At 71.6% G+C, this 22,178-nt stretch carries 22 protein-coding genes; 1 reads left to right on the top strand and 21 read right to left on the bottom strand.

Going from position 1 to position 22,178, the window contains the following annotated elements:
• Window position 1: 1 nt before the first annotated feature.
• The 11 genes from rpoZ to pyrR form a co-directional block, all read right to left on the bottom strand.
• Window positions 2-274: a DNA-directed RNA polymerase subunit omega gene (gene rpoZ / locus M1E25_RS19400; protein WP_251417348.1), complete on the bottom strand. Its 273-nt coding sequence runs from the start codon at window positions 272-274 to the stop codon at window positions 2-4.
• Window positions 275-327: 53 nt separating this feature from the next.
• Window positions 328-945 carry a guanylate kinase gene (gmk, locus tag M1E25_RS19395; protein ID WP_251417345.1) on the bottom strand — a complete coding sequence of 206 codons (618 nt, stop codon included), beginning with the start codon at window positions 943-945 and terminating at the stop codon, window positions 328-330.
• 36 nt (window positions 946-981) lie between these two features.
• Entirely contained in the window at window positions 982-1,305 is a 324-nt protein-coding gene (locus M1E25_RS19390; protein ID WP_031515413.1) for an integration host factor, read from the bottom strand.
• A gap of 216 nt (window positions 1,306-1,521) precedes the next feature.
• On the bottom strand, window positions 1,522-2,403 hold the full coding sequence (pyrF, locus tag M1E25_RS19385) for an orotidine-5'-phosphate decarboxylase (RefSeq protein WP_251417343.1): 882 nt from the start codon (window positions 2,401-2,403) through the stop codon (window positions 1,522-1,524).
• Window positions 2,403-3,518, bottom strand: coding sequence for a quinone-dependent dihydroorotate dehydrogenase (locus M1E25_RS19380; RefSeq protein ID WP_251417341.1), 1,116 nt, complete (start codon window positions 3,516-3,518; stop codon window positions 2,403-2,405). The genes pyrF and M1E25_RS19380 overlap by 1 nt, the downstream gene beginning before the upstream one ends.
• 93 nt (window positions 3,519-3,611) lie before the next feature.
• Window positions 3,612-6,923, bottom strand: coding sequence for a carbamoyl-phosphate synthase large subunit (carB, locus tag M1E25_RS19375; RefSeq protein ID WP_251417338.1), 3,312 nt, complete (start codon window positions 6,921-6,923; stop codon window positions 3,612-3,614).
• Window positions 6,916-8,064 carry a glutamine-hydrolyzing carbamoyl-phosphate synthase small subunit gene (gene carA / locus M1E25_RS19370; RefSeq protein ID WP_251417336.1) on the bottom strand — a complete coding sequence of 383 codons (1,149 nt, stop codon included), beginning with the start codon at window positions 8,062-8,064 and terminating at the stop codon, window positions 6,916-6,918. Before carA ends, carB begins: the two co-directional genes overlap by 8 nt.
• Window positions 8,061-8,654, bottom strand: a complete 594-nt coding sequence (locus M1E25_RS19365; RefSeq protein ID WP_285830972.1) for a PH-like domain-containing protein — start codon at window positions 8,652-8,654, stop codon at window positions 8,061-8,063. Before M1E25_RS19365 ends, carA begins: the two co-directional genes overlap by 4 nt.
• A 32-nt stretch (window positions 8,655-8,686) precedes the next feature.
• Window positions 8,687-9,982, bottom strand: coding sequence for a dihydroorotase (locus M1E25_RS19360; RefSeq protein WP_251417334.1), 1,296 nt, complete (start codon window positions 9,980-9,982; stop codon window positions 8,687-8,689).
• Window positions 9,983-9,984: 2 nt separating this feature from the next.
• Entirely contained in the window at window positions 9,985-11,004 is a 1,020-nt protein-coding gene (locus M1E25_RS19355; protein ID WP_251417331.1) for an aspartate carbamoyltransferase catalytic subunit, read from the bottom strand.
• A 157-nt stretch (window positions 11,005-11,161) separates the two neighbouring features.
• On the bottom strand, window positions 11,162-11,743 hold the full coding sequence (gene pyrR, locus M1E25_RS19350; protein ID WP_251417329.1) for a bifunctional pyr operon transcriptional regulator/uracil phosphoribosyltransferase PyrR: 582 nt from the start codon (window positions 11,741-11,743) through the stop codon (window positions 11,162-11,164).
• Between the two features lie 218 nt (window positions 11,744-11,961).
• Here pyrR and bldD point away from each other — a divergent pair, with 218 nt between their 5' ends.
• Window positions 11,962-12,459, top strand: a complete 498-nt coding sequence (gene bldD / locus M1E25_RS19345) for a transcriptional regulator BldD (protein WP_251417327.1) — start codon at window positions 11,962-11,964, stop codon at window positions 12,457-12,459.
• Window positions 12,460-12,587: 128 nt separating this feature from the next.
• On the opposite strand, the gene M1E25_RS19340 is transcribed toward bldD, so the two are convergent.
• From M1E25_RS19340 to aroC, 10 genes are all read right to left on the bottom strand, one after another.
• On the bottom strand, window positions 12,588-14,120 hold the full coding sequence (locus M1E25_RS19340; protein ID WP_251417325.1) for a pyridoxal phosphate-dependent decarboxylase family protein: 1,533 nt from the start codon (window positions 14,118-14,120) through the stop codon (window positions 12,588-12,590).
• Complete coding sequence (locus M1E25_RS19335) at window positions 14,117-15,415, bottom strand: MFS transporter (protein ID WP_251417323.1); 1,299 nt, start codon at window positions 15,413-15,415, stop codon at window positions 14,117-14,119. Before M1E25_RS19335 ends, M1E25_RS19340 begins: the two co-directional genes overlap by 4 nt.
• Before the next feature lie 119 nt (window positions 15,416-15,534).
• Entirely contained in the window at window positions 15,535-15,963 is a 429-nt protein-coding gene (nusB, locus tag M1E25_RS19330) for a transcription antitermination factor NusB (RefSeq protein WP_251417321.1), read from the bottom strand.
• 2 nt (window positions 15,964-15,965) lie between these two features.
• Window positions 15,966-16,532, bottom strand: a complete 567-nt coding sequence (gene efp / locus M1E25_RS19325; RefSeq protein ID WP_251417319.1) for an elongation factor P — start codon at window positions 16,530-16,532, stop codon at window positions 15,966-15,968.
• 59 nt (window positions 16,533-16,591) lie between these two features.
• Window positions 16,592-17,698: an aminopeptidase P family protein gene (locus M1E25_RS19320; protein ID WP_251417317.1), complete on the bottom strand. Its 1,107-nt coding sequence runs from the start codon at window positions 17,696-17,698 to the stop codon at window positions 16,592-16,594.
• A 109-nt stretch (window positions 17,699-17,807) separates the two neighbouring features.
• Window positions 17,808-18,704, bottom strand: coding sequence for an AAA family ATPase (locus M1E25_RS19315; protein WP_251417315.1), 897 nt, complete (start codon window positions 18,702-18,704; stop codon window positions 17,808-17,810).
• A gap of 159 nt (window positions 18,705-18,863) precedes the next feature.
• Window positions 18,864-19,304, bottom strand: a complete 441-nt coding sequence (gene aroQ / locus M1E25_RS19310; protein WP_251417313.1) for a type II 3-dehydroquinate dehydratase — start codon at window positions 19,302-19,304, stop codon at window positions 18,864-18,866.
• The gene (gene aroB, locus M1E25_RS19305; RefSeq protein WP_251417310.1) at window positions 19,301-20,419 is read right to left on the bottom strand and encodes a 3-dehydroquinate synthase; all 1,119 of its coding nucleotides are present in this window, start codon (window positions 20,417-20,419) and stop codon (window positions 19,301-19,303) included. The genes aroQ and aroB overlap by 4 nt, the downstream gene beginning before the upstream one ends.
• On the bottom strand, window positions 20,416-20,958 hold the full coding sequence (locus tag M1E25_RS19300; RefSeq protein WP_251417308.1) for a shikimate kinase: 543 nt from the start codon (window positions 20,956-20,958) through the stop codon (window positions 20,416-20,418). The genes aroB and M1E25_RS19300 overlap by 4 nt, the downstream gene beginning before the upstream one ends.
• The gene (gene aroC, locus M1E25_RS19295; RefSeq protein WP_251417305.1) at window positions 20,955-22,139 is read right to left on the bottom strand and encodes a chorismate synthase; all 1,185 of its coding nucleotides are present in this window, start codon (window positions 22,137-22,139) and stop codon (window positions 20,955-20,957) included. Before aroC ends, M1E25_RS19300 begins: the two co-directional genes overlap by 4 nt.
• Window positions 22,140-22,178: the final 39 nt, after the last annotated feature.

The raw sequence follows: 22,178 nt of genomic DNA, 5'->3' as shown, positions 1-22,178 counted from the left end.
GCTACTGGGCCGGGCCCTCGATGGACTCCGACGTCAGCAGGCCCGCGTTGATCTCGCGGAGCGCAATCGACAGCGGCTTCTCGTGAACATGGGTGTCCACGAGCGGGCCGACGTACTCGAGCAGGCCTTCACCGAGCTGCGAGTAGTACGCGTTGATCTGGCGGGCGCGCTTGGCCGCGTAGATCACGAGGCTGTACTTCGAGTCGGTGGCCTCGAGGAGCTCGTCGATCGGCGGGTTGATGATGCCCTCGGGCGCAGTCATGGAAGAGGACACGCTCTACCTTCCGAAAAGGGTGGAAAATTCCTTTGAATCTGGGACGCCCCAGTTCAACACAGCAAGGCTAGCAGTTCGCGCGCCACGTCCTCGACGGAGGTATTGACCAGGGTCCGGTCGAACTCGGGCTCGGCCGCAAGTTCGACCCGGGCGGCCTCCAGGCGCCGCTCGATGACCTCGGGCGCCTCGGTTCCACGGCCGGTCAGCCGGCGCACCAGCTCGTCCCAGTCGGGCGGGGCGAGGAAGACCAGCTGAGCCTCCGGCATCGAGGCGCGCACCAGCCGTGCACCCTGGAGGTCGATCTCCAGCAGCACCGGCTGCCCGGACTCGAGCCTGTCGAGGACGGCCCGGCGCGGGGTGCCGTAGCGGTTGCCCGCAAACTCGGCCCATTCGAGCAGTTCACCGTTGGCGACGAGCTTGTCGAACTCCTCGTCCTCGACGAAGAAGTACTCGACGCCGTGCCGCTCACCTGGACGCGGTTTGCGGGTGGTGGCCGAGACGGAGAGCCAGACCTCGGGATGCACCTGGCGCATGTGCGCGACGACCGTGCTCTTGCCGACCCCGGAGGGGCCGGAGAGCACGGTCAGCCGCGGCTTCCTGACCTGGGGGGAGGGAGATTCCCCCGGCGAAACGAGGGGGTCGCTCGTCCCCCGGGGGCCTGCAGTACTCATGCAGCGATTATCCAGGTTCTGGGCAGCTCCCGGAAATCAGGCGGCAGTGCCGCCGAACTCCCGCTCCAGGGAAGCGATCTGGTTGGAACCGAGGCCGCGCACGCGACGGCTCTCGGAGATTCCGAGACGCTCCATGATCTGCTTGGCGCGGACCTTGCCCACGCCCGGCAGGGACTCGAGGAGCGCCGAGACCTTCATCTTGCCGATGACGTCGTTCTCCTGGCCCTGCTTGATGACCTCGTGCAGCGAGGCGCCGGAATGCTTGAGTCGATTCTTGACCTCGGCCCGCTCCCGGCGAGCCGCGGCGGCCTTTTCGAGCGCGGCTGCGCGCTGTTCAGGGGTAAGGGGCGGAAGAGCCACGCCTGCGTCACCTCGGATGTCGAACTGTCGGATACGAAAGTGATGCGGACCCCGTCGGCCCACGTCACATGAGCAACGAGCAAGGTCTTGCACGTCCACTCCCGACGGAGACTAGCGCCCAAGGCCGCTCGAGTCAGCGAGAACGAACGAAAACTCCTGGTCAGACTCTATCCGCAGAGACAAATAGTGCGAAACATCCCCACTTTCCGCCGCTATTCACCGAGTGGCCGTGCCGCCCGCGCCGGCCACGGCCGCCCGTGAGGCTTCGGCGAACCGGGCAGCCGCCTCGCGCAGCCCCGCCGCACCGGGACCGTGACGGAGCACCCCGCGGCTCACGCTCGGCAGCACGTTCCCGGTCTGCCGGCCGAAGACGCGGGGCAGATCCTCCGGGGCGGCTCCCTGAGCACCGATGCCGGGTGCGAGCAGCGGACCGTTGATGTCGAGGTCCGCACCGGACTCGCCCAGCGTCGCGCCCACGACCGCGCCGACCGATCCGAGGGGCTGTGCACCGGCGTTCTCCTCACGCATGTGGTCGAGCATCACCTGCGCGAGTGACCGGCCGTCGTCCGCGGTTGACCGCTGGACCTCGGCGCCCTCGGGGTTCGAGGTGAGGGCGAGCACGAAGACCCCGGAACCGCCGTCGCGTGCCGCGTCCAGAGCGGGACGCAGCGAGCCGAAACCCAGGTACGGACTGAGGGTGACGGCGTCCGAGAACAGCGGGCTGCCGGGCGTCAGGTAGGTGGCGGCGTAGGCGCCCATGGTGGACCCGATGTCACCCCGCTTGGCATCCATCAGGACCAGCGCCCCGGCGGCGCGGCCGTCCTCGACCGCCCGCTCCAGCACGGCGATGCCGCGGGAGCCGAACCGCTCGAAGAACGCGCTCTGCGGCTTGAGCACCGCGACCCGGTCGGCCAGCGCCTCGACCACGGTGAGGGTGAACCGCTCGAGCCCGGCGACGTCGTCGTTCAGTCCCCAGTCGGTGAGCAGCGAGGCATGCGGGTCGATGCCGACGCACAGCGGACCGCGGGTGTCCATGGCGCGGCGCAGCCGGGCGCCGAAGGACTGCGTCTGCTGGTGCGGGGGTGCGGACTGGGACATCAGACTGCTGCCTTCCGGGTGTCGGCGCCGACGGCGTCGGCGAGGGTGGCGTAGGGGCTCGCGGCCAGCCGGGCGGCGAGCCCGCGGTGGATCCGACGGGCCCAGCAGGGGCCCTCGTAGACGAAGGCGCTGTAGCCCTGGACAAGTGTGGCCCCGGCCAGGATCCGTTCCCAGGCGTCGTCCGCGGTCTCGATGCCGCCGACGCCGACCAGGGTGATCCGGCCGCCGACCCTGGCGTACAGGCGGCGCAGGACCTCCAGGGAGCGGGACCTGAGCGGGGCTCCGGAGAGCCCGCCCGCGCCGATCGCCTCGATCGCCGACGCCTCCGTGGCCAGTCCGAGGCCGTCGCGGGCGATGGTGGTGTTCGTGGCGATGATGCCGTCGAGGCCGAGCTCGACGGCGAGGTCGGCGACCGCGTCCACGTCCTCGTCGGCCAGATCGGGGGCGATCTTCACCAGGAGCGGAACGCGCCGGCCGGGGACACTGCGGTCGGCCGCCTCGCGCACCGCGCTCAGCAGCGGCCGCAGCTGCCCGACTGCCTGGAGGTCGCGCAGGCCCGGAGTGTTCGGCGAGGACACGTTGACCACGAGGTAGTCGGCGTGGCGGGCGAGACGTTCGGCCGAGGTGACGTAGTCGGCGGCGGCTTCGTTCTCCGGGATGACCTTGGTCTTGCCGATGTTGACGCCGACGGTGACCGGGAACACGGGGTTCCGGGCGGCGAGGCGGGCTGCGACCGCGGCCGAACCCTCGTTGTTGAACCCCATCCGGTTCACCAGAGCCCGGTCCGGGACGAGCCGGAAGAGGCGCTGCCGCGGATTTCCGGGCTGCGGTTGCCCGGTGACGGTGCCGATCTCGACGTGGCCGAAGCCGAGCATCGCCATCCCGTCGATCGCGACGGCGTTCTTGTCGAAGCCGGCCGCCAGCCCGAACGGACCGGGCAGGCTCAGCCCGAAGGCCTCGGTGCGCAGCTGCGGCAGGCGGGGAGCGAGCACGGCCGCGACGAGACGCCGGAGCACCGGGACACGTGAGACCTGCCGGATCCAGCCGAAGGCCAGGTGATGGGCTCGTTCCGGGTCCATGCGCCGGAAGAGCAGGTCGAAGAGGAGACGGTACATGCCGGGCCTTCCACGGGAGCGAGGTGAGGGGGGCGGCGGCGCCGCGGGGGCACACAGCGGAAGGGGGCGCCCGCCGGGGCGCCCCCTCCTGCCTCACTCCTCGCGTGCCGCGGTGAGGTGTTCCGCGTGCTCCTGGAGGGAGCGGACGGTGACGTCACCTCGGCTCAGCGCCTCGATGCCCTGGACGGCGGCGGCGAGTGCCTGGACCGTCGTCAGGCACGGCACGCCGCGGGAGACGGCCGCGGTGCGGATGTCGTAGCCGTCGAGCCGGCCGCCGGTGCCGTACGGGGTGTTGACGATCAGGTCGACCTGGCCGTCGTGGATGAGCTGGACGATGGTCCGCTCGCCGTTCGGCCCCGGGCCCTCGTTGTGCTTGCGCACGACGGTGGCGTTGATGCCGTTGCGCTTGAGGACCTCGGCCGTGCCCGAGGTGGCGAGCAACTCGAAACCGTGGGCCACCAGTTCGCGCGCCGGGAACACCATGGACCGCTTGTCGCGGTTGGCGACGGAGACGAAGGCACGCCCCTTGGTGGGCAGCGCGCCGTACGCTCCGGCCTGCGACTTGGCGTAGGCGGTGCCGAAGACCGAGTCGATGCCCATGACCTCACCGGTGGAGCGCATCTCCGGTCCGAGGATGATGTCGACGCCCTGCCCCGAGGAGTCGCGGAAGCGGCTCCAGGGCATGACGGCCTCCTTGACGGAGATCGGCGCGTCGAGCGGCAGGGTGCCGCCGTCGCCGGTCTTCGGCAGCATCCCCTCGGCCCGCAGCTCGGCGACGGTGGCGCCCAGCGAGATGCGTGCCGCCGCCTTCGCCAGCGGTACGGCCGTCGCCTTCGAGGTGAAGGGGACGGTGCGCGAGGCACGCGGATTCGCCTCGAGCACGTAGAGGATGTCCCCGGCCATGGCGAACTGGATGTTGATCAGTCCGCGGACGCCGACGCCCTCGGCGATGGCCTCGGTCGACGCCCTCAGCCGCTTGATGTCGAACCCGCCGAGGGTGATCGGCGGGAGCGCGCAGGCGGAGTCGCCGGAGTGGATGCCGGCCTCCTCGATGTGCTCCATGACGCCGCCGAGGTAGAGCTCCTGGCCGTCGTAGAGCGCGTCGACGTCGATCTCGATGGCGTCGTCGAGGAACCGGTCGATGAGGACCGGGTGTTCGGAGATCAGGCCGGCGTGGCGCTCCAGGTACTCGGCGAGGGACTTCTCGTCGTAGACGATCTCCATGCCCCGGCCACCGAGCACGTACGACGGCCGGACCAGCACCGGGTAGCCGATCTCGTCGGCGATGGCCTTGGCCTCGTCGAAGGAGAACGCCGTGCCGTGCTTGGGCGCGGGAAGCCCCGCCTGGGTCAGCACCCGGCCGAACGCCCCCCGCTCCTCGGCGAGATGGATGGACTCCGGCGAGGTTCCGACGATCGGCACCCCGTTGTCCTTGAGGGCCTGGGCGAGACCCAGCGGGGTCTGCCCGCCGAGCTGCACGATGACGCCGGCGACCGGACCGGCCTGCTGCTCGGCGTGGACGATCTCCAGGACGTCCTCCAGGGTGAGCGGCTCGAAGTAGAGCCGGTCGGAGGTGTCGTAGTCGGTGGAGACGGTCTCCGGGTTGCAGTTGACCATCACGGTCTCGTAGCCCGCGTCGTGCAGGGCGAACGAGGCGTGGACGCAGGAGTAGTCGAACTCCACGCCCTGGCCGATGCGGTTGGGGCCGGAGCCGAGGATGATCACCGCCGGCCGCTCGCGCGGCTCGACCTCGCTCTCCTCGTCGTAGGACGAGTAGAAGTAGGGGGTGTCGGCGGCGAATTCGGCGGCGCAGGTGTCGACCGTCTTGTAGACCGGACGCACTCCGAGCGCGTGCCGAACCTCCCGGACGACGTCCTCGCGCAGGCCCCTGATCGCCCCGACCTGGGCGTCGGAGAAACCGTGGCGCTTGGCGTCGGCGAGCAGCTCCGGCTCGAGCCTGCCCGCGGCGGCGATGTCGTCCGCGATCTCCTTGAGCAGGAAGAGCTGGTCGACGAACCAGGGGTCGATCCTGGTGGCGTCGAAGACCTCCTGCGGGGTCGCGCCGGCGCGGATGGCCTGCATGACGGTGTTGATCCGGCCGTCGGTGGGGATGCGGCTCGCGGCCAGCAGTCCGCCCTTGTCACCGGGGTCGCCGGTGAAGCTGAACTGGGACCCCTTTTTCTCCAGCGAACGCAGGGCCTTCTGAAGCGCCTCGGGGAAGTTGCGGCCGATGGCCATGGCCTCCCCCACCGACTTCATGGTGGTGGTGAGGCTGTTGTCGGCCGCCGGGAACTTCTCGAACGCGAACCGCGGCACCTTGACGACCACGTAGTCGAGCGTGGGCTCGAAGGAGGCCGGTGTCTTCTCGGTGATGTCGTTGGGGATCTCGTCGAGGGTGTAGCCGATGGCCAGGCGGGCGGCGATCTTGGCGATCGGGAAACCGGTGGCCTTGGAGGCGAGTGCCGAGGAGCGGGAGACCCGCGGGTTCATCTCGATGACGATGACCCGGCCGTTCTCCGGGTTGACCGCGAACTGGATGTTGCAGCCGCCGGTGTCGACGCCGACCTCGCGGATGACCGCGATGCCGATGTCGCGCAGGGTCTGGTACTCGCGGTCGGTGAGCGTCATCGCCGGGGCGACGGTGATCGAGTCCCCGGTGTGCACGCCCATCGGGTCGAAGTTCTCGATGGAGCAGACGACCACGACGTTGTCGTGCTTGTCGCGCATCAGCTCCAGCTCGTACTCCTTCCAGCCGAGGATGGACTCCTCGAGGAGCACCTCGGTGGTCGGGGAGAGCGTGAGCCCCTGGCCGGCGATCCGGCGCAGGTCCTCCTCGTCGTGCGCGAAGCCGGAGCCGGCGCCGCCCATGGTGAAGGAGGGCCGGACCACGACCGGGTAGCCGCCGAGTTCGTCGACGCCGCGCAGCACGTCGTCCATGGAGTGGCAGATCACCGAGCGGGCCGACTCACCGTGCCCGATACGGGCGTTGACGGCGTCCACGACGCCCTTGAACAGGTCGCGGTCCTCGCCCTTGTTGATCGCCTCGACGTTGGCACCGATCAGCTCGACGCCGTAGGTGTCGAGGACGCCGGACTCGTGCAGCGAGATCGCCGTGTTGAGCGCGGTCTGTCCGCCGAGGGTGGGCAGCAGCGCGTCCGGGCGCTCCTTGGCGATGATCTTCTCGACGAACTCCGGTGTGATCGGCTCGACGTAGGTGGCGTCGGCGATCTCGGGGTCGGTCATGATCGTCGCCGGGTTGGAGTTCACCAGGACGACCCGCAGGCCCTCGGCCTTGAGCACCCGGCAGGCCTGGCTGCCGGAGTAGTCGAACTCGGCGGCCTGGCCGATGACGATCGGGCCGGAGCCGATGACCAGGACGGACTGGATATCGGTGCGCTTAGGCACGCTGGCCCTCCATCAGGGAGACGAAGCGGTCGAACAGGTACGCCGCGTCGTGCGGACCCGCTGCTGCTTCGGGGTGGTACTGGACGCTGAATGCCGGACGGTCGAGCAACCGGAGGCCCTCGACGACCTGGTCGTTGAGGCAGACGTGGCTGACCTCGGCCCGCCCGTAGGGGGTCTCGGAGACCTCGTCGAGCGGGGCGTCGACGGCGAATCCGTGGTTGTGCGCGGTGACCTCGACCTTTCCGGTGGTCCGGTCCTGCACCGGCTGGTTGATGCCCCGGTGGCCGTACTTGAGCTTGTACGTGCCGAAGCCGAGCGCGCGGCCCAGGATCTGGTTGCCGAAGCAGATGCCGAACAGCGGGGTCCGCCGCTCCAGCACGCCGCGCATCAGGGCGACCGGGCGGTCGGCGGTTGCCGGGTCACCGGGGCCGTTGGAGAAGAACACGCCGTCGGGGTTCAGCGCGTAGATCTCGTCGAGGGCGGCGGACGGCGGCAGGACGTGCACCTCGATGCCGCGCTCGGCCATCCGCTGCGGGGTCATGCCCTTGATGCCCAGGTCGATCGCGGCGACCGTGAACCGCTTGGTGCCGACGGCCGGGACGACGTACGGCTCGGCGGTGGCCACCTCGCCGCACAGATCCGCGCCCTTCATCTGCGGGGCCCCCTGGACCCTGGCCAGGAGCGCGGCGTCGCCGGCCAGCGCGTCACCGGAGAAGATGCCCACGCGCATCGCGCCGCGCTCGCGCAGATGGCGGGTCAGGGCACGGGTGTCGATGCCGCTGATGCCGACGACGCCCTGGGCGACCAGTTCGTCGTCGAGGCTGCGCACGGAACGCCAGTTGGACGGGATGCGGGCGGGATCGCGTACGACGTAGCCGGAGACCCAGATCCGCTTCGACTCGGGGTCCTCGTCGTTGATGCCGGTGTTGCCGATGTGCGGGGCCGTCATGACGACCACCTGGCGGTGGTACGACGGGTCGGTCAGGGTCTCCTGGTAGCCGGACATGCCGGTGGAGAACACCGCCTCGCCGAAGGTCTCCCCCACCGCCCCGTAGGAGCGGCCGCGGAACGTGCGGCCGTCCTCCAGGACGAGAACGGCGGGGGCCGCGGTCGCGGCGGATCCCCGGTTGGAGGTCGTCATCGTGCGCCTTCCTGGTCGTGCTGGGCGGCGACGCCGGTGTCGCCGCAGAGTGTGCTGATCCGCTCGGTCCACGCCCGGTGCTCCGCCGAGCGGTCGGAGCGGAAACCCGAATCGATCAAGATGTCGCCGTGCTGCCAGGTGACGACCAGCAGCCCGCCCTCGGTGAGGACCTTGCCGGCGATGCCCTTGTCCAGGCGGGCGCCGCGCAGGGCAGTGGTCGGGATGAGGAAGTCCCGGGCCCCGGGGCGCACGACGGTGATGCCGTTCGCGGTCAGGGCGAGCTCGGCGCGACTGCGGGTGCCCAGGCCGTGGGCGACGATCCGGTCGAGCCACTGCCCGGAGGTGGTGCTGCCGTGGTAGCGGCCGGTCATGGTCAGCTCGGCTTCGGCCGTCCCGGCGGGGACCGCGGGCAGCTCGGGCAGTCCCGACTGGAGCAGACCGCGCCACTTCCAGCCCTCGCGCATCAGCCAGTAGACAAGCGCGACGAACAGCAGCAGGCCGACGACCCAGCCGATACGCGCGGCCCAGTCGGTGACCTCCTGGGACTTCGGCTCCGCGGCGAGAGCGGCCAGCGCCGTCTGCGCTGCCAGGGGGTCGAGTGTCTGCAGAGTTCCCACGGTGCTCACGCCAGCTTCCCGTCCACGACCGTTGCCCGGCCCCGCAGGAAGGTGTGCGTCACGCGTCCCGGCAGCTCCCTGCCCTCGTAGGGGGTGTTGCGGCTGCGGGAGGCGAAGCCCACGGGGTTCACCACACCACGGTAAGCCGGATCGACCAGCGTGAGGTTGGCCGGCTCACCCGTCGAGACGGGCCGTCCCTGGTGGCCGAGGCGGCCGATGGCCGCCGGGCGGAACGACATCCGATCGGCGACCTGCGCCCAGTCCAGCAGGCCGGTCTCGACCATCGTGTGCTGGACGACGGACAGCGCCGTCTCCAGGCCCACCATGCCCATGGCTGCGGCGCCCCACTCGCAGTCCTTGTCCTCGTGCGGGTGGGGGGCGTGATCGGTGGCGACACAGTCGATGGTGCCGTCGGCCAGTCCCTCCCGGAGCGCCGTCACGTCGGCCTCGGTGCGCAGCGGCGGGTTGACCTTGTAGACGGGGTCGTAGGAGCGCACCAGTTCGTCGGTGAGCAGCAGGTGATGCGGGGTGACCTCGGCGGTGACGTTCCAGCCCTTGGACTTGGCCCAGCGGACGATCTCGACCGACCCCGCCGTGGAGACGTGGCAGATGTGGACGCGGGAGCCGACGTGGGCCGCCAGCAGCACGTCCCGGGCGATGACCGACTCCTCGGCGACGGCGGGCCAGCCGCCCAGGCCGAGTTCCGCGGAGACGACGCCCTCGTTCATCTGGGCGCCCTCGGTCAGCCGGGGTTCCTGGGCGTGCTGGGCGATGACGCCGTCGAACGCCTTCACGTACTCCAGCGCACGACGCATGATCACCGCGTCGTCGACGCACTTGCCGTCGTCGGAGAAGATCCGGACGCCGGCCGCGGAGTCGTGCATGGCACCGAGCTCCGCGAGCTTGCGTCCCTCGAGGCCGACGGTGACGGCGCCGACGGGCTGCACATCGCAGTAGCCGGACTCGCGGCCGAGGCGCCAGACCTGCTCGACGACGCCGGCGGTGTCGGCGACCGGGAAGGTGTTGGCCATGGCGTGGACGGCGGTGAAGCCGCCGGCGGCTGCCGCCCGGGTGCCGGTGAGGACGGTCTCGGAGTCCTCCCGGCCGGGTTCGCGGAGGTGGGTGTGCAGGTCCACCAGGCCCGGGAGCAGGATCTGCCCGTCCGCCTCGACGACGACGGCGTCCGGGGCGGAGAGCCCCGGGCCGACCGCGGCGATCGTCCCGCCCTCGATCAGGACGTCCTGCGCTTCGGCGCCGAGTACCCGGGCTCCGCGAATCAGCGTGTTCCTGTCGTCACTCACGGTCACTTGCTCTCCTCGGTACGGGCGATGGGGGCGCCGACGGCGGGCTCGTTGCCGCCGAGCAGCAGGTAAAGGACCGCCATCCGGATGCTGACGCCGTTGGCGACCTGCTCGACCGCCGTGCAGCGCTCGGAGTCGGCGACCTCGGCGGTGATCTCCATGCCACGGTTCATCGGCCCGGGGTGCATGACGATCGCGTGGCCCGGCATGCGCGCCATCCGGTCGGCGTCCAGGCCGTAGCGGCGCGCGTACTCGCGCTCGGTGGGGAAGAAGGCCGCGTTCATGCGTTCGCGCTGGACACGCAGCATCATCACGGCGTCGGACTTGGGCAGCACGGCGTCGAGGTCGTAGGAGATCTCACAGGGCCAGTTCCCGGCGCCGACGGGCACCAGGGTGGGCGGCGCGACCAGGGTGACCTCGGCTCCGAGCGTGGTGAGCAGGTGCACGTTGGAACGGGCGACGCGGCTGTGCAGGATGTCGCCGACCACCGTGATGCGCCGTCCGGCGAGATCACGGCCGCTGCTGTCTCCCGGCTCCCCGTGGCGGGTGGGCCCGCCGTCCGGCGCCCCGGCGAGATGACGGCGCATGGTGAAGGCGTCGAGCAGCGCCTGGGTGGGGTGCTCGTGCGTGCCGTCACCCGCGTTGACCACCGAGCCGCCGATCCAGCCGGAGGTGGCGAGGCGGTGCGGTGCGCCCGAGTCGTGGTGGCGGATCACGACGGCGTCGGCGCCCATGGCCTCGAGGGTGAGCGCGGTGTCCTTCAGGGACTCGCCCTTGGAGACCGAGGAGCCCTTGGCGGAGAAGTTGATGACGTCGGCCGACAGGCGTTTGGCCGCGGCCTCGAAGGAGATGCGGGTCCGGGTGGAGTCCTCGAAGAAGAGGTTCACGACGGTGCGGCCGCGCAGCGTGGGCAGTTTCTTGATCGGCCGGTCGGCTACGCGCGCCATCTCCTCGGCGGTGTCGAGGATCAGGACGGCGTCGTCGCGGGTGAGGTCGGCGGCCGAGATGAGGTGGCGCTTCATCCGGTTCTCTCCGTGGGTGAGGAGGACGTGCGGGGCGATCGGGCACCGCCGGGCCGTTCCGGCCCGGTCGGGGGTGCACCGGCGTCACCGGGGCGTGCGCGCGCAGGGGCCTGGGCAGGCGTCGGCGGCCCGCGCACCGGTCGGTGCGGTAAGGGGGCTACTCGCCCGGCGCGGGGGTCTCACGGACGCCGAGGAGCACGCTGTCGCGGCCGTCCTCCTCGTCGAGCTGGACCCTGACCGTCTCCCGCAGGGATGTGGGGAGGTTCTTGCCGACGTAGTCGGCACGGATGGGCAGCTCGCGGTGGCCGCGGTCGACCAGGACGGCGAGCTGCACGGCGCGCGGCCGGCCGATGTCGCCCAGGGCGTCCAGCGCGGCGCGGATCGTGCGGCCCGAGAACAGCACGTCGTCGACGAGGACGACGAGGCGGCCGTCGACGCCGTCGGCGGGAATCTCGGTCCGGCCCAGCGTGCGGGCCGGGCGGAGCCGCAGGTCGTCGCGGTACATGGTGATGTCGAGGGAGCCGACCTGGGTGCTGCGGCCGGTGATCGCGTCGAGTTTGGCGGCCAGCCGGCGGGCGAGGAAGACGCCACGGGTGGGGATGCCGAGGAGCACCACGTCGTCGGCGCCCTTGGCGCGTTCGACGATCTCGTGGGCGATGCGGGTCAGGACCCGCGCGATGTCCGGGCCTTCGAGCACGGATCGGGCCGGGGCCGCATGTGGGGAACTGATCGAGTCCATACGAAACGGACCTCCTTCTCCGCCTCACGGGACGGACATTAAAGGACGTCGGATGTGCACCACAGACGCTACCAGGGCCGTCGCCGGGTGCGGCACCCGTCCCCCTCGGACGGGGGTGGACCGTTCGGCTTGACGAGCGCAATTACGCTGCGTAACCTCACAGTGAGTCACCAGCCGCGCGGCTCAGCCGCACGTCGATATTGCGTCCGGGGAGCTTTATGTCCAGCGAATACGCCAAACAGCTCGGGGCCAAACTCCGCGCCATCCGCACCCAGCAGGGCCTCTCCCTCCACGGCGTCGAGGAGAAGTCGCAGGGCCGCTGGAAGGCCGTCGTGGTCGGCTCGTACGAGCGCGGCGACCGCGCCGTGACCGTACAGCGCCTCGCCGAACTGGCGGACTTCTACGGGGTGCCGGTGCAGGAACTGCTGCCGGGCACCACGCCCGGTGGAGCCGCCGAGCCGCCTCCGAAGCTCGTTCTGGACCTGGAGCGGCTGCAGCACGTGCCCGCGGAGAAGGCGGGCCCGCTCCAGCGCTACGCCGCGACCATCCAGAGCCAGCGAGGCGACTACAACGGCAAGGTCCTCTCGATCCGCCAGGACGACCTGCGGACCCTCGCCGTCATCTACGACCAGTCCCCCTCGGTGCTGACCGAGCAGCTGATCAGCTGGGGTGTGCTGGACGCGGATGCCCGACGCGCGGTGCACGAGGACGCCTGACACCGCGGGGCCGCGTGATTCCCTCACGCGGCCCCGGGACCGGGCCCCGGTCCGGCGTCCCGAAAACGTCCGGCACCGCCCCGGCCCATCGCCGACCGCATGGGCCGGCACCTCGGCACCGGTGTGCGTCAACGTCCCTGACGAACCGGTGCCTTGCCGGACATGCTCCCCCCGGCGCCGGTGGGCCCGTCAGCCGGCGGGCAGGCGTAGAGCCTGCCGATCACTTCGGGCAGCAGCCGCTCCACCAAGCGCGGTGGCATCACCTGCATCACCGCGAGGACCGGGGCCATCCGCCCCGGCAGCGCACCGTCCTCTCCGATTCCCGCGATTGCAAGTGCGGCCGCGACCTCGTCCGCCCCCAGCGCGTCGGGGTCCAGCGCCGCCGCCAGTTCGGCCAGGGCCGGGTCGACCGCAGTGGGACCGGCCTCGCGCGCCCGCGCCACCGCCACTTCCAGTTCGGCCAGCAGATCCGTGACGGTTTCCGATCCGGCCACTGCCGCCGTCACCGTCAGATGCAGGTTGGCGGGAGAAACCCCGAACGCGAGCTGCGGCTGGAGGTACCAGCCCCGGGCTCTCATCTCGTCGGCCACCACGAACGGGTCGGTCAGCGGTCCGTCGGCGGCGACGGCGATCAGTGAGGCGTCCGGGCGCCCCAGGACGCGGATGCCCTCGATCCGGCCGATTCCCTCGATGAGTTCGCTGACGGCCCGGTGCACCCGCCGGGACAGCTCGACATAGCCGCCGGTTCCCAGCCGTTCGGTCACAGCCCAGGCGGCGGCCAGCGGAGCCGCCGACTTGGTGCCCTGCAGTGTGGAACCCACCACCGGATAGCCGGGCCATCCCGCATGGGCGAACCAGCCGTGGCGCCTGAGTTCGGCGTCCCGCATCAGCAGCACGGAAGCCCCCTTGGGGGTGTAGCCGTACTTGTGCAGATCCACGGACAGGGAGGTCACCCCCGGCACCGACAGGTCGAAGGCGGGCAGATGCCCGCCCTCGGCCACGAGCCGGAGATGCCCGAGGTACCAGCCGCCGATGCAGGCGTCGACGTGGCAGAGCACCCCGCGCCGGGCGGTCTCGGCGGCCACCTCCGCGATCGGGTCGACCACCCCGTGCGCGTAGGACGGGGCCGAGACGACCACCAGTGCGGTGTCGTCGGTGATCGCCGTGGCGACATCGGCCGCCCGCACGCGGAAGCTTTCCGGCTCGACCGGTACCGTCACCACCCGCAGCCCGAAGTAGGCGGCTGCCTTGTGGAACGCGGGGTGCGCGGTGACGGGCAGGACGAGTTCGGGCGCGCCGACGCCGCGGGTTCGCCGCGCGTACTCCCGGGCCGTCAGCACCGCGAGCAGACAGCTCTCGGTACCGCCGCTGGTGAACGTGCCCGTGGTCTCCGGCCCTCCGCCCAGCAGGGCGGCCGCGCGGCCCACCACCTCGTTCTCCAGGGTGACGACGCTGGGAAACACCGTCATGTCCAGGCCGTTGACCCCGTCGAACGCGGCCTGCGCCGCGGAGGCGAGTTCCTGGAGCCCGTCGAGGCCGGAGTCGTAGACGTACGCCATCGTCCGGCCGCCGCGCACGGGCAGGTCGGCCTCGCGGAGTGTGGCGAGCCGCTGGAGGATGTGCTGCTCCTCGGCGCCTTTCGTCGGGCTGTCGGTGGTCATGGGCTCTCCGTGTCGATGGCGGGGGCGGGTGGCGTGTCCCGTGCCCGGGCGGCTCCCCGCAGGCGGCCCAGCTCCGCCTCCGTCAGGTCGTACCGCCCGAGCAGGGGAAGACTGACCAGCAGCAGCAGGGCCGGCAGCACCCCGAAGCCGGCGAGGATCGCGGTCAGTGCCGATTCGGGCTGGTCGACCCGATGGGCGGCGTCGGAGGAGACGAAACCCCCGGCCGACAGCACGAGCCCGAAAAGTCCCGGGCCCAGGGCGAGCCCCAGCGTCTCCCCCGCGGTCCACAGTCCGGTGAACACGCCGGCCCGGCGGCGGCCGCTGGTCAGCCCGTCCGCCGCGATGGCGTCCCCGAGCATGGCCGGCGGCAGCATCTGCATGCCGGCGTAGCCGACACCCGCGAGGGCCACCGCGGCGTACACGGCCGCGAGCGGAAGGATCGGGGCGAAGGCGGTGCTCAGGGCCCCGGTCAGGAAGCAGAGGGACGCCGCGATTGCGGCAGCGCGCTTGCCGGTGCGGAGCCCGAGAGCGAGCCACAACGGCATGGCGAGCAGACAGGGCACGATCAGGCAGGCGAACGGACGGTTGCCGCGGGTGGCACGCAGCTGGGCGAGCAGGGTCGGCTCGGCGACCGGTTCGGCGACGCCGTGCACGCCCGCTGTGGCGGCGAAGGCAGCGAGCATCCCCAGCATCAGGACGCAGCCTATGACCAGGCCCATGAACCGGTAGCCGTCCGGTGAGCCCGGGCCGTCGGCCGAGGCCCCCGCCAGGAGCGGCGCGGTGGCCCCCGACAGCAGGATCGCTGCTCCGAGGAAGGCGATGCGCCAGGACATCACTCGGGCTCGTTCGCCGGGGTCGGCCGTCAACTCGGCGGGCAGGGCCACATACGGGACCTGGAAGCAGGCGTACGCGGTCGCGGTGAGCAGGAAGAGGACGGTGACCCAGGCGGCGGCCCAGCCGCGCTGCAGCGCGGACGGGACCGCGAACATGGCGGCGAAGCAGAGCGGCATGGTCAGGGCGCCGAGCAGCATCCAGGGCCGGCGCGGCCCCCACCGGTGGATGGTGCGGTCGGAGAGGCTGCCGATCCAGGGGTTGAGCAGGACGTCCCATGCCTTGGGAAGGAAGACCAGCAGGCCGGCGACTCCTGCGGCCACCCCGAGGATGTCGGTCAGGTAGTAGAGCAGCAGCAGGCCGGGAACGGTGCCGAAGGTCCCGGTGGCGAACGAGCCGAGGCCGTAGCCGATACGGACACGTGCGTGCAGCCGGCTGCTCTCCGCCGGTCCGTGATCGGGCATGCGGCAGAACCTAGGACACGGCTCCGGGAACGCACCAGACCCGGAGCAGAACATTGTTCAGGTTCTGCTCCGGGCCGGTGGGTGGACCAGGGTCCGGGCACTCGCCCGGACGTGCGTTCCTAGGCTCTGCGCAGGCCCGGCTTGAGTTCCTTGAGCCGCCCCAGCATGCCGTTCACGAACGAGGGCGACTCGTCCGTGGAGAACTCCTTGGCGAGCTGCACGGCCTCGTCGATCACGACGGCGTCGGGGACGTCGTCCTCCCAGATCAGCTCGTGGGCGCCGAGCCGGAGGATGTTCCGGTCCACGACGGGCATGCGGTCCAGGGTCCAGCCCACCGAGTAGGTGGAAAGCAGCTCGTCGATCCGGTCCGCGTGCTCGGCGTACCCCTCGACCAGCTGCATGGTGTACTCGCCGACCGGCGGCTGCCGCTCGTCGGTCCGTGCGTGCCGGAGCCAGTCCGCGAGCACCGTCTGCACGGAACTCCCGCGCTGGTCGGCCTCGAAGAGGATCTGGAAAGCGCGTTTACGGGCCTTGTTGCGTGCGGCCACGGCTACTTGTTCACCCGGCCGAGGTACTCGCCGGAGCGGGTGTCGACCTTGATCTTCTCACCGGTCGTGATGAACAGCGGGACCTGGATCTCGTAGCCGGTCTCGAGCTTCGCGGGCTTGGAGCCGCCGGTGGAACGGTCTCCCTGGACACCGGGCTCGGTGTGCTCGATCACCAGCTCGACGGCGGCCGGCAGCTCGACGTACAGGCAGCTGCCCTCGTACATCGCGACGACGGCCTCGAAGCCCTCCAGCAGGAAGTTGGCCGCGTCGCCGACCGTCTTGCGGTCGACGTGCAGCTGGTCGTAGGTGTCCATGTCCATGAAGACGAAGTATTCGCCGTCCATGTACGAGAACTGCATTCCGCGCTTGTCGACGTTGGCCGTCTCGACCTTCACGCCGGCGTTGAAGGTCTTGTCGACGACCTTGCCGGAGAGCACGTTCTTGAGCTTGGTGCGGACGAAGGCGGGGCCCTTGCCGGGCTTGACGTGCTGGAACTCGACCACGGACCAGAGCTGGCCGCCGTCGAGCTTGAGCACCATGCCGTTCTTGAGGTCGTTCGTGGATGCCACGGTTGCGGAATCTCCTGGACTGGCTGGAGCGGAGACCGAGGGGTTGCGCGCCTCAGCTGTCAGAGCGCGAGCAGTTCCTTGGTCGTGATGGTGAGTAGCTCGGGTCCGCCGTCCGCCTCGGAGCGGACGACGAGAGTGTCGTCGATGCGGACACCGCCCCGGCCCGGGAGGTGGACCCCCGGATCGACGGTGACCGGCACACAAGCGTCCAGTTTACCCATGGCCGACGGGGACAGCTGAGGGTCCTCACCGATTTCGAGTCCGACGCCATGGCCCATCCACGGCGACAGGTCCCCACCGTACCCGGCGCTGTCGAGGACCTGCCGGGCCGCATGGTCGACCTCGCGGCACTCCGCACCGGGCAGCAGCGCCTCACGTCCGGCCCGCTGCGCGTCGAAGACCAGGTCGTACAGGTCGATCTGCCAGTTGTCGGGGGACGGTCCGATCACGAACGTCCGGCCGATCTCGCAGCGGTAGCCGCGGTAGTCCGCACCGAGCCGCACGCTCAGGAAGTCCCCCTCCTCGACCCGGCGGTCGGTCGGCAGATGCCCGGCGGCGCCGGCGTTCGGTCCGGTCGCCACCGATGTGGGGAAGGCAGGTCCGGCCGCACCGTGGTCGACCAGACGGCGTTCCAGCTCCAGAGCGAGATGACGCTCGGTCCGGCCGACCAGAATGGATTCGAGCAGTTCCCCGAGTGCCTGGTCCGTGATCTCCGCGGCGATGCGCAGGCAGGCGAGCTCGTCCTCGTCCTTGACCAGCCGCTGCTGCTCGACGGCCGCGGCCACGTCGGTCAGCCGCATCCGCGGTGCGACGGAGACCAGGGCGCGGTGGCGGGCGACGGTCAGGTGGTGCTCCTCGACGGCGAGCGTCTCGGCGCCGGCCGAGGCGGCGAGGCCGGCCGCGGCCACCGCGGCATCCCCTCCCGCCGTCGGAAGCCGGTGCAGCCGCACCCCGTCGGCGACGCGTGCCCCGGATGCGTCCGGGGGGAGATCGCCGGGGCAGACCAGGACGTCCTCGGCCGGGCCGACCAGCAGCGCGGAGCCGGCCGGTGCGGAGCCCGCGAGATAGCGGACGTTCGCCGGACGGGAGATGAGCGCCGCCGCCCAGCCGCCCGCCGCGCACCGGTCGCGCAGCGCCGAGCGTCGGACCGCGTGCACCTCTGACATGCTCCCGAGCGTACGAGCGAAGTCCCGGCCCGTCCTTCCCAGCGCGTCCGACCGAGCGGCGGGGCGGCGGTGCACCGCGGTGCGACAGCGCCGCAACGGTCTGCCCGGGTCACCAGCTGGGCGGGCTGGCGATGCTCCGGGCGAGGGCGTCGTCAAGGGCGCGGGCCGTCGTCTCCACGTCGTACTGGGAGTTGTCGATGATCGGCAGCCCGGACCCGTACCAGCCGGCCATGCGGCCGTGGATCCGGGCGACCTCCTCGTCGCTGAGCCGCCGGTTCCCGCTGCGGGCGGCGTTGCGCTCCAGCACCACCTCCAGCCCGGGCAGCAGGACGACGGGCAGCAGGCCGGGGCCGACGTGCCGCTTCCAGCCTCCGAGCCCGACGACCGGGCGGTCGGGGAAGACGGCGTCGTCGAGGATGCAGGAGATGCCGTTGGCGAGGAAGTTGCGCGCGGCGAAGCCACAGGTGCGCCGGGCCAGCCGGTACTGCGCCTCGGAGTGGTCGTTCCAGCCGCTCTGCGGGTCGGCGAAGCCGGAGCGGACCCACTCACGGACGTCGTCCAGGCTGATGTGGGCGGTCGGAAGTCGGCGGCTGCCCGCCCAGTGCCGCGCCACGGTCGTCTTGCCGGCTCCCGCGGGTCCGATGAGCAGCACGGCGAGCGTGATCTGTGTCGTGTCGTTCACCGCGTGGGACTCCGGGAGCGGCACCGGGGCGCCGGACGGCAGCGGTATGTGCCCCGTCGGGCCACCGGCCTCCGCGGGCGGAAAAGAGCCGTGGCGGGGGGACGGCGGGGCCCAGCCGGTTCCGGGGGGCGTGCCCGGGACGGGCGGCGCGCCGTCGTGCCCGGGCGGGGGCTGGTGGGCGGGCGGCGCGGGTGGCCTCCCGGGGGCGCCGGGGTGAACGGGGTGTCCCGGATCCGGCCCGCCCGGGGGCGCCGGGGGGCCGGCAGCGGCGCCCCGGTGCGGGCCGTGCGACGGTGGCAGCGCTCCCCCCACTGCGTGCTGCATCCGCTGGTTCTCCGTCTCGTGCAGGCGGCAACTGGCACTCGGTCGACCGGTCTTGGCGCCGGTCGGGTCGAACGTTACCCCGGCCGGTGCCGTGGGATGCCCACCGCCCTCCGGCCGGCGGATGCCGTGGTGCCCGGAGGGCGGTGGGAAGTGCCCGGTTCAGGCGGGGAGTTCGTCCGCGAGCGCGCGCAGCGCGAGCCGGTACGAGCCGATGCCGAACCCGGCGATCGTGCCCGACGCGACGGCCGCGACGACGCTGGTGTGCCGGAACTCCTCGCGGGCGTGCGGGTTGGAGATGTGCACCTCGATCAGCGGCGCGGTGCGCTGCGCCGCGGCGTCCCGCATCCCGTACGAGTAGTGGGTGAAGGCACCCGGGTTGAGGACGACGGGGACGGATCCGTCGGCCGCCTCGTGCAGCCAGCGGATGAGCTCGCCCTCGTCGTTGGTCTCGCGCACGTCGACGTCGAACCCGAGTTCGGCGCCGAGCGCCGTGCACTCCTCGACGAGCCCCTTGTAGGAGGTCGCGCCGTACACGTCCGGCTCCCTGCTGCCCAGCCGCCCGAGGTTCGGGCCGTTGAGCACGAACACCGGCCGGCTCACCGGGCCACCTCGGCGTAGGCGGCGACCAGCACGGCCGGGTCCGGGCCCTCGAGGACGACGGGCTTGGCCAGGCCGTCGAGGACGATGAAGCGCAGGACGTCGCCGCGGGACTTCTTGTCGACCTTCATCGTCTCCAGCAGCTTGGGCCACTGGTCACCGCGGTAGGTGAGCGGCAGACCGACCGCGTCCAGGACCGTGCGGTGACGGTCGGCGGTCGCGTCGTCCAACCGGCCCGCGAGACGGCCGAGTTCCGCGGCAAAGACCATGCCGATGGACACCGCGGCCCCGTGGCGCCAGTTGTAGCGCTCGTTCTTCTCGATGGCGTGGGCCAGCGTGTGGCCGTAGTTCAGTACCTCCCGCGGGCCCGACTCCCGGAGGTCGGATGAGACGACGTCCGCCTTGACGCGGACCGACCGCTCGATGAGCTCCGCGGTGTGCGGCCCGGCCGGTGTGCGGGCGGCCTCCGGGTCCGACTCGATCAGGTCGAGAATCACCGGGTCGGCGATGAAGCCGGCCTTGATGATCTCGGCGAGTCCGCTGATGTAGTCGTTGACGGGCAGCGAGTCGAGGCTGGCGAGGTCGCAGAGCACTCCGGCCGGCGGGTGGAACGCACCGACGAGGTTCTTGCCCTCGGCCGTGTTGATGCCGGTCTTGCCGCCGACCGCCGCGTCGACCATGCCGAGCACGGTGGTGGGCACGGCGATCCAGCGCACACCGCGCAGCCAGGTGGCGGCCACGAAACCGGCGAGGTCCGTGGTCGCGCCGCCGCCGACGCCCACGATCACGTCGCTGCGGGTGAACCCGGTCTGGCCCAGCGCCTTCCAGCAGTAGGCGGCGACCTCGGCGGTCTTGGCCTCCTCGGCGTTCGGCAGCTGGATCGCGATGGCCTCGTAGCCCTGCTCGGCCAGGTCCTCGCGCAGCGCCTCCCCGGTGGCAGCGAGCGCCTCGGGGTGCAGCACGGCGACGCGCTTGGCGCGGGTGCCGACCAGGCCGCCGAGGTCGCCGAGCAACTGCCGCCCGATGAGGACCTCGTAGGGGTCGCTGCCCGCGCTCCCGCCCACCTGGACGCGGATCGGGGACCGGCCCGGATCGGCCGGGGGAACGGTGTCCGTCATGACTTCCTCAGTTCCAGTGCGTCGAGGACCGCTTCGGCGGCTTCCTCCGGGGTGCGGTCATCGGTGGTGACGACGGCCCGCGCCACCTCGGTGTACAGCGGACGGCGCTGTTCCATGAGTTCGCGCCAGCGCTGCCGCGGGTTGACGGCCAGCAGCGGCCGGGGAGCGTTCAGACCGACACGCTTGACGGCTTCGCCGACGCCCACGTCGAGGAAGACCACGGGCAGTCCGGCGAGCAGTGCGCGGGTGCCGTCGTCCATGACCGCCCCGCCGCCGAGGGCGAGGATCCCGCGGTGCCCGGCGACGGCGTCGGCCACGGCCTGCCGTTCCAGTTCCCGGAAGCGGGGTTCGCCCTCGTCCACGAAGATGTCGGAGACCGGCTTGCCGGCGGCCCGGACGATGTCCTCGTCCGTGTCCCGGAAGCCGACGCCCAGCCGCTCGGCGAGAACCCTGCCGACGGTCGACTTGCCGACGCCCATGGGGCCGACGAGGACCGCCACCGGTCCCGGGCGGTGGCCGGCGCCCGGTGCGCCGCTCATCGGATCGCCAGGTTGTCGAGGAACGTCCGGACGTTGCGGCGGGTCTCGGGGACCGAGTCGCCGCCGAACTTCTCGGCAACCGCATCCGCGAGAACCAGGGCGACCATGGCCTCGGCGACGATGCCCGCCGCAGGTACCGCGCAGACGTCCGAGCGCTGGTGGTGGGCCTGCGCGGCCTCGCCGGTGGCGACATCGACCGTGGCCAGAGCGCGCGGGACGGTCGCGATCGGCTTCATCGCGGCGCGGACGCGCAGCAGTTCACCGGTGGTCAGCCCGCCCTCGGTGCCGCCGGAGCGGCCGGAGGTGCGGCGGATGCCGTCGCCGGTGCTCACGATCTCGTCATGGGCCCGGGAGCCCGGGACCCGGGCGAGGTCGAAGCCGTCGCCGACCTCGACGCCCTTGATCGCCTGGATGCCCATGAGCGCTGCGGCGAGGCGCGCGTCGAGCCGCCGGTCCCAGTGGACGTGCGAGCCGAGCCCGACGGGCACGCCGTAGGCCAAGACCTCGACGATCCCGCCGAGCGTGTCGCCGTCCTTGTGGGCCTGGTCGATCTCGGCGACCATCGCCTCGCTTGCCGCAGGGTCGAGACAGCGGACCGGGTCCGCGTCGAGCCGGTCCACGTCCTCGGGCCGGGGCACGACGCCGTAGGGGGCTTTGGCCGCGGCCAGTTCGACGACGTGCGAGACGATCTCGATGCCGACCGTCTCCTCGAGGTAGGAGCGGGCGACGGTGCCCAGGGCGACGCGGGCCGCGGTCTCCCGGGCGCTGGCGCGCTCCAGGATCGGCCGGGCCTCGTCGAAGCCGTACTTCTGCATACCGGCCAGGTCGGCGTGTCCGGGGCGGGGACGGGTCAGCGGCGCGTTCCGGGCGAGGTCGGCCAGCTCATCGGGGTCGACGGGGTCGGCCGCCATGACCTTCTCCCACTTCGGCCACTCGGTGTTGCCCACCATGATCGCGACCGGGCTGCCGAGGGTGCGGCCGTGCCGCACGCCGCCGAGGAAGGTGACCTCGTCGCGCTCGAACTTCATGCGGGCGCCGCGGCCGTAGCCGAGCCGCCGCCGGGCCAGCGCGTCGGCCACCATGTCCGTGGTGACGGGGACCCCGGCCGGAAGTCCCTCCAGCGTCGCCACCAGTGCGGGACCGTGCGACTCCCCCGCCGTCAGCCAGCGCAACCTGCTCAACGGTGCTCCTCTTGCTCGCGCCTCGGTTCTGCAGCGTGG

Origin of the sequence: Streptomyces meridianus (genome assembly GCF_023703325.1) — a bacterium.
Taxonomy (GTDB): domain Bacteria; phylum Actinomycetota; class Actinomycetes; order Streptomycetales; family Streptomycetaceae; genus Streptomyces; species Streptomyces meridianus.
This window is presented reverse-complemented; position numbering and strand designations above follow the sequence as displayed.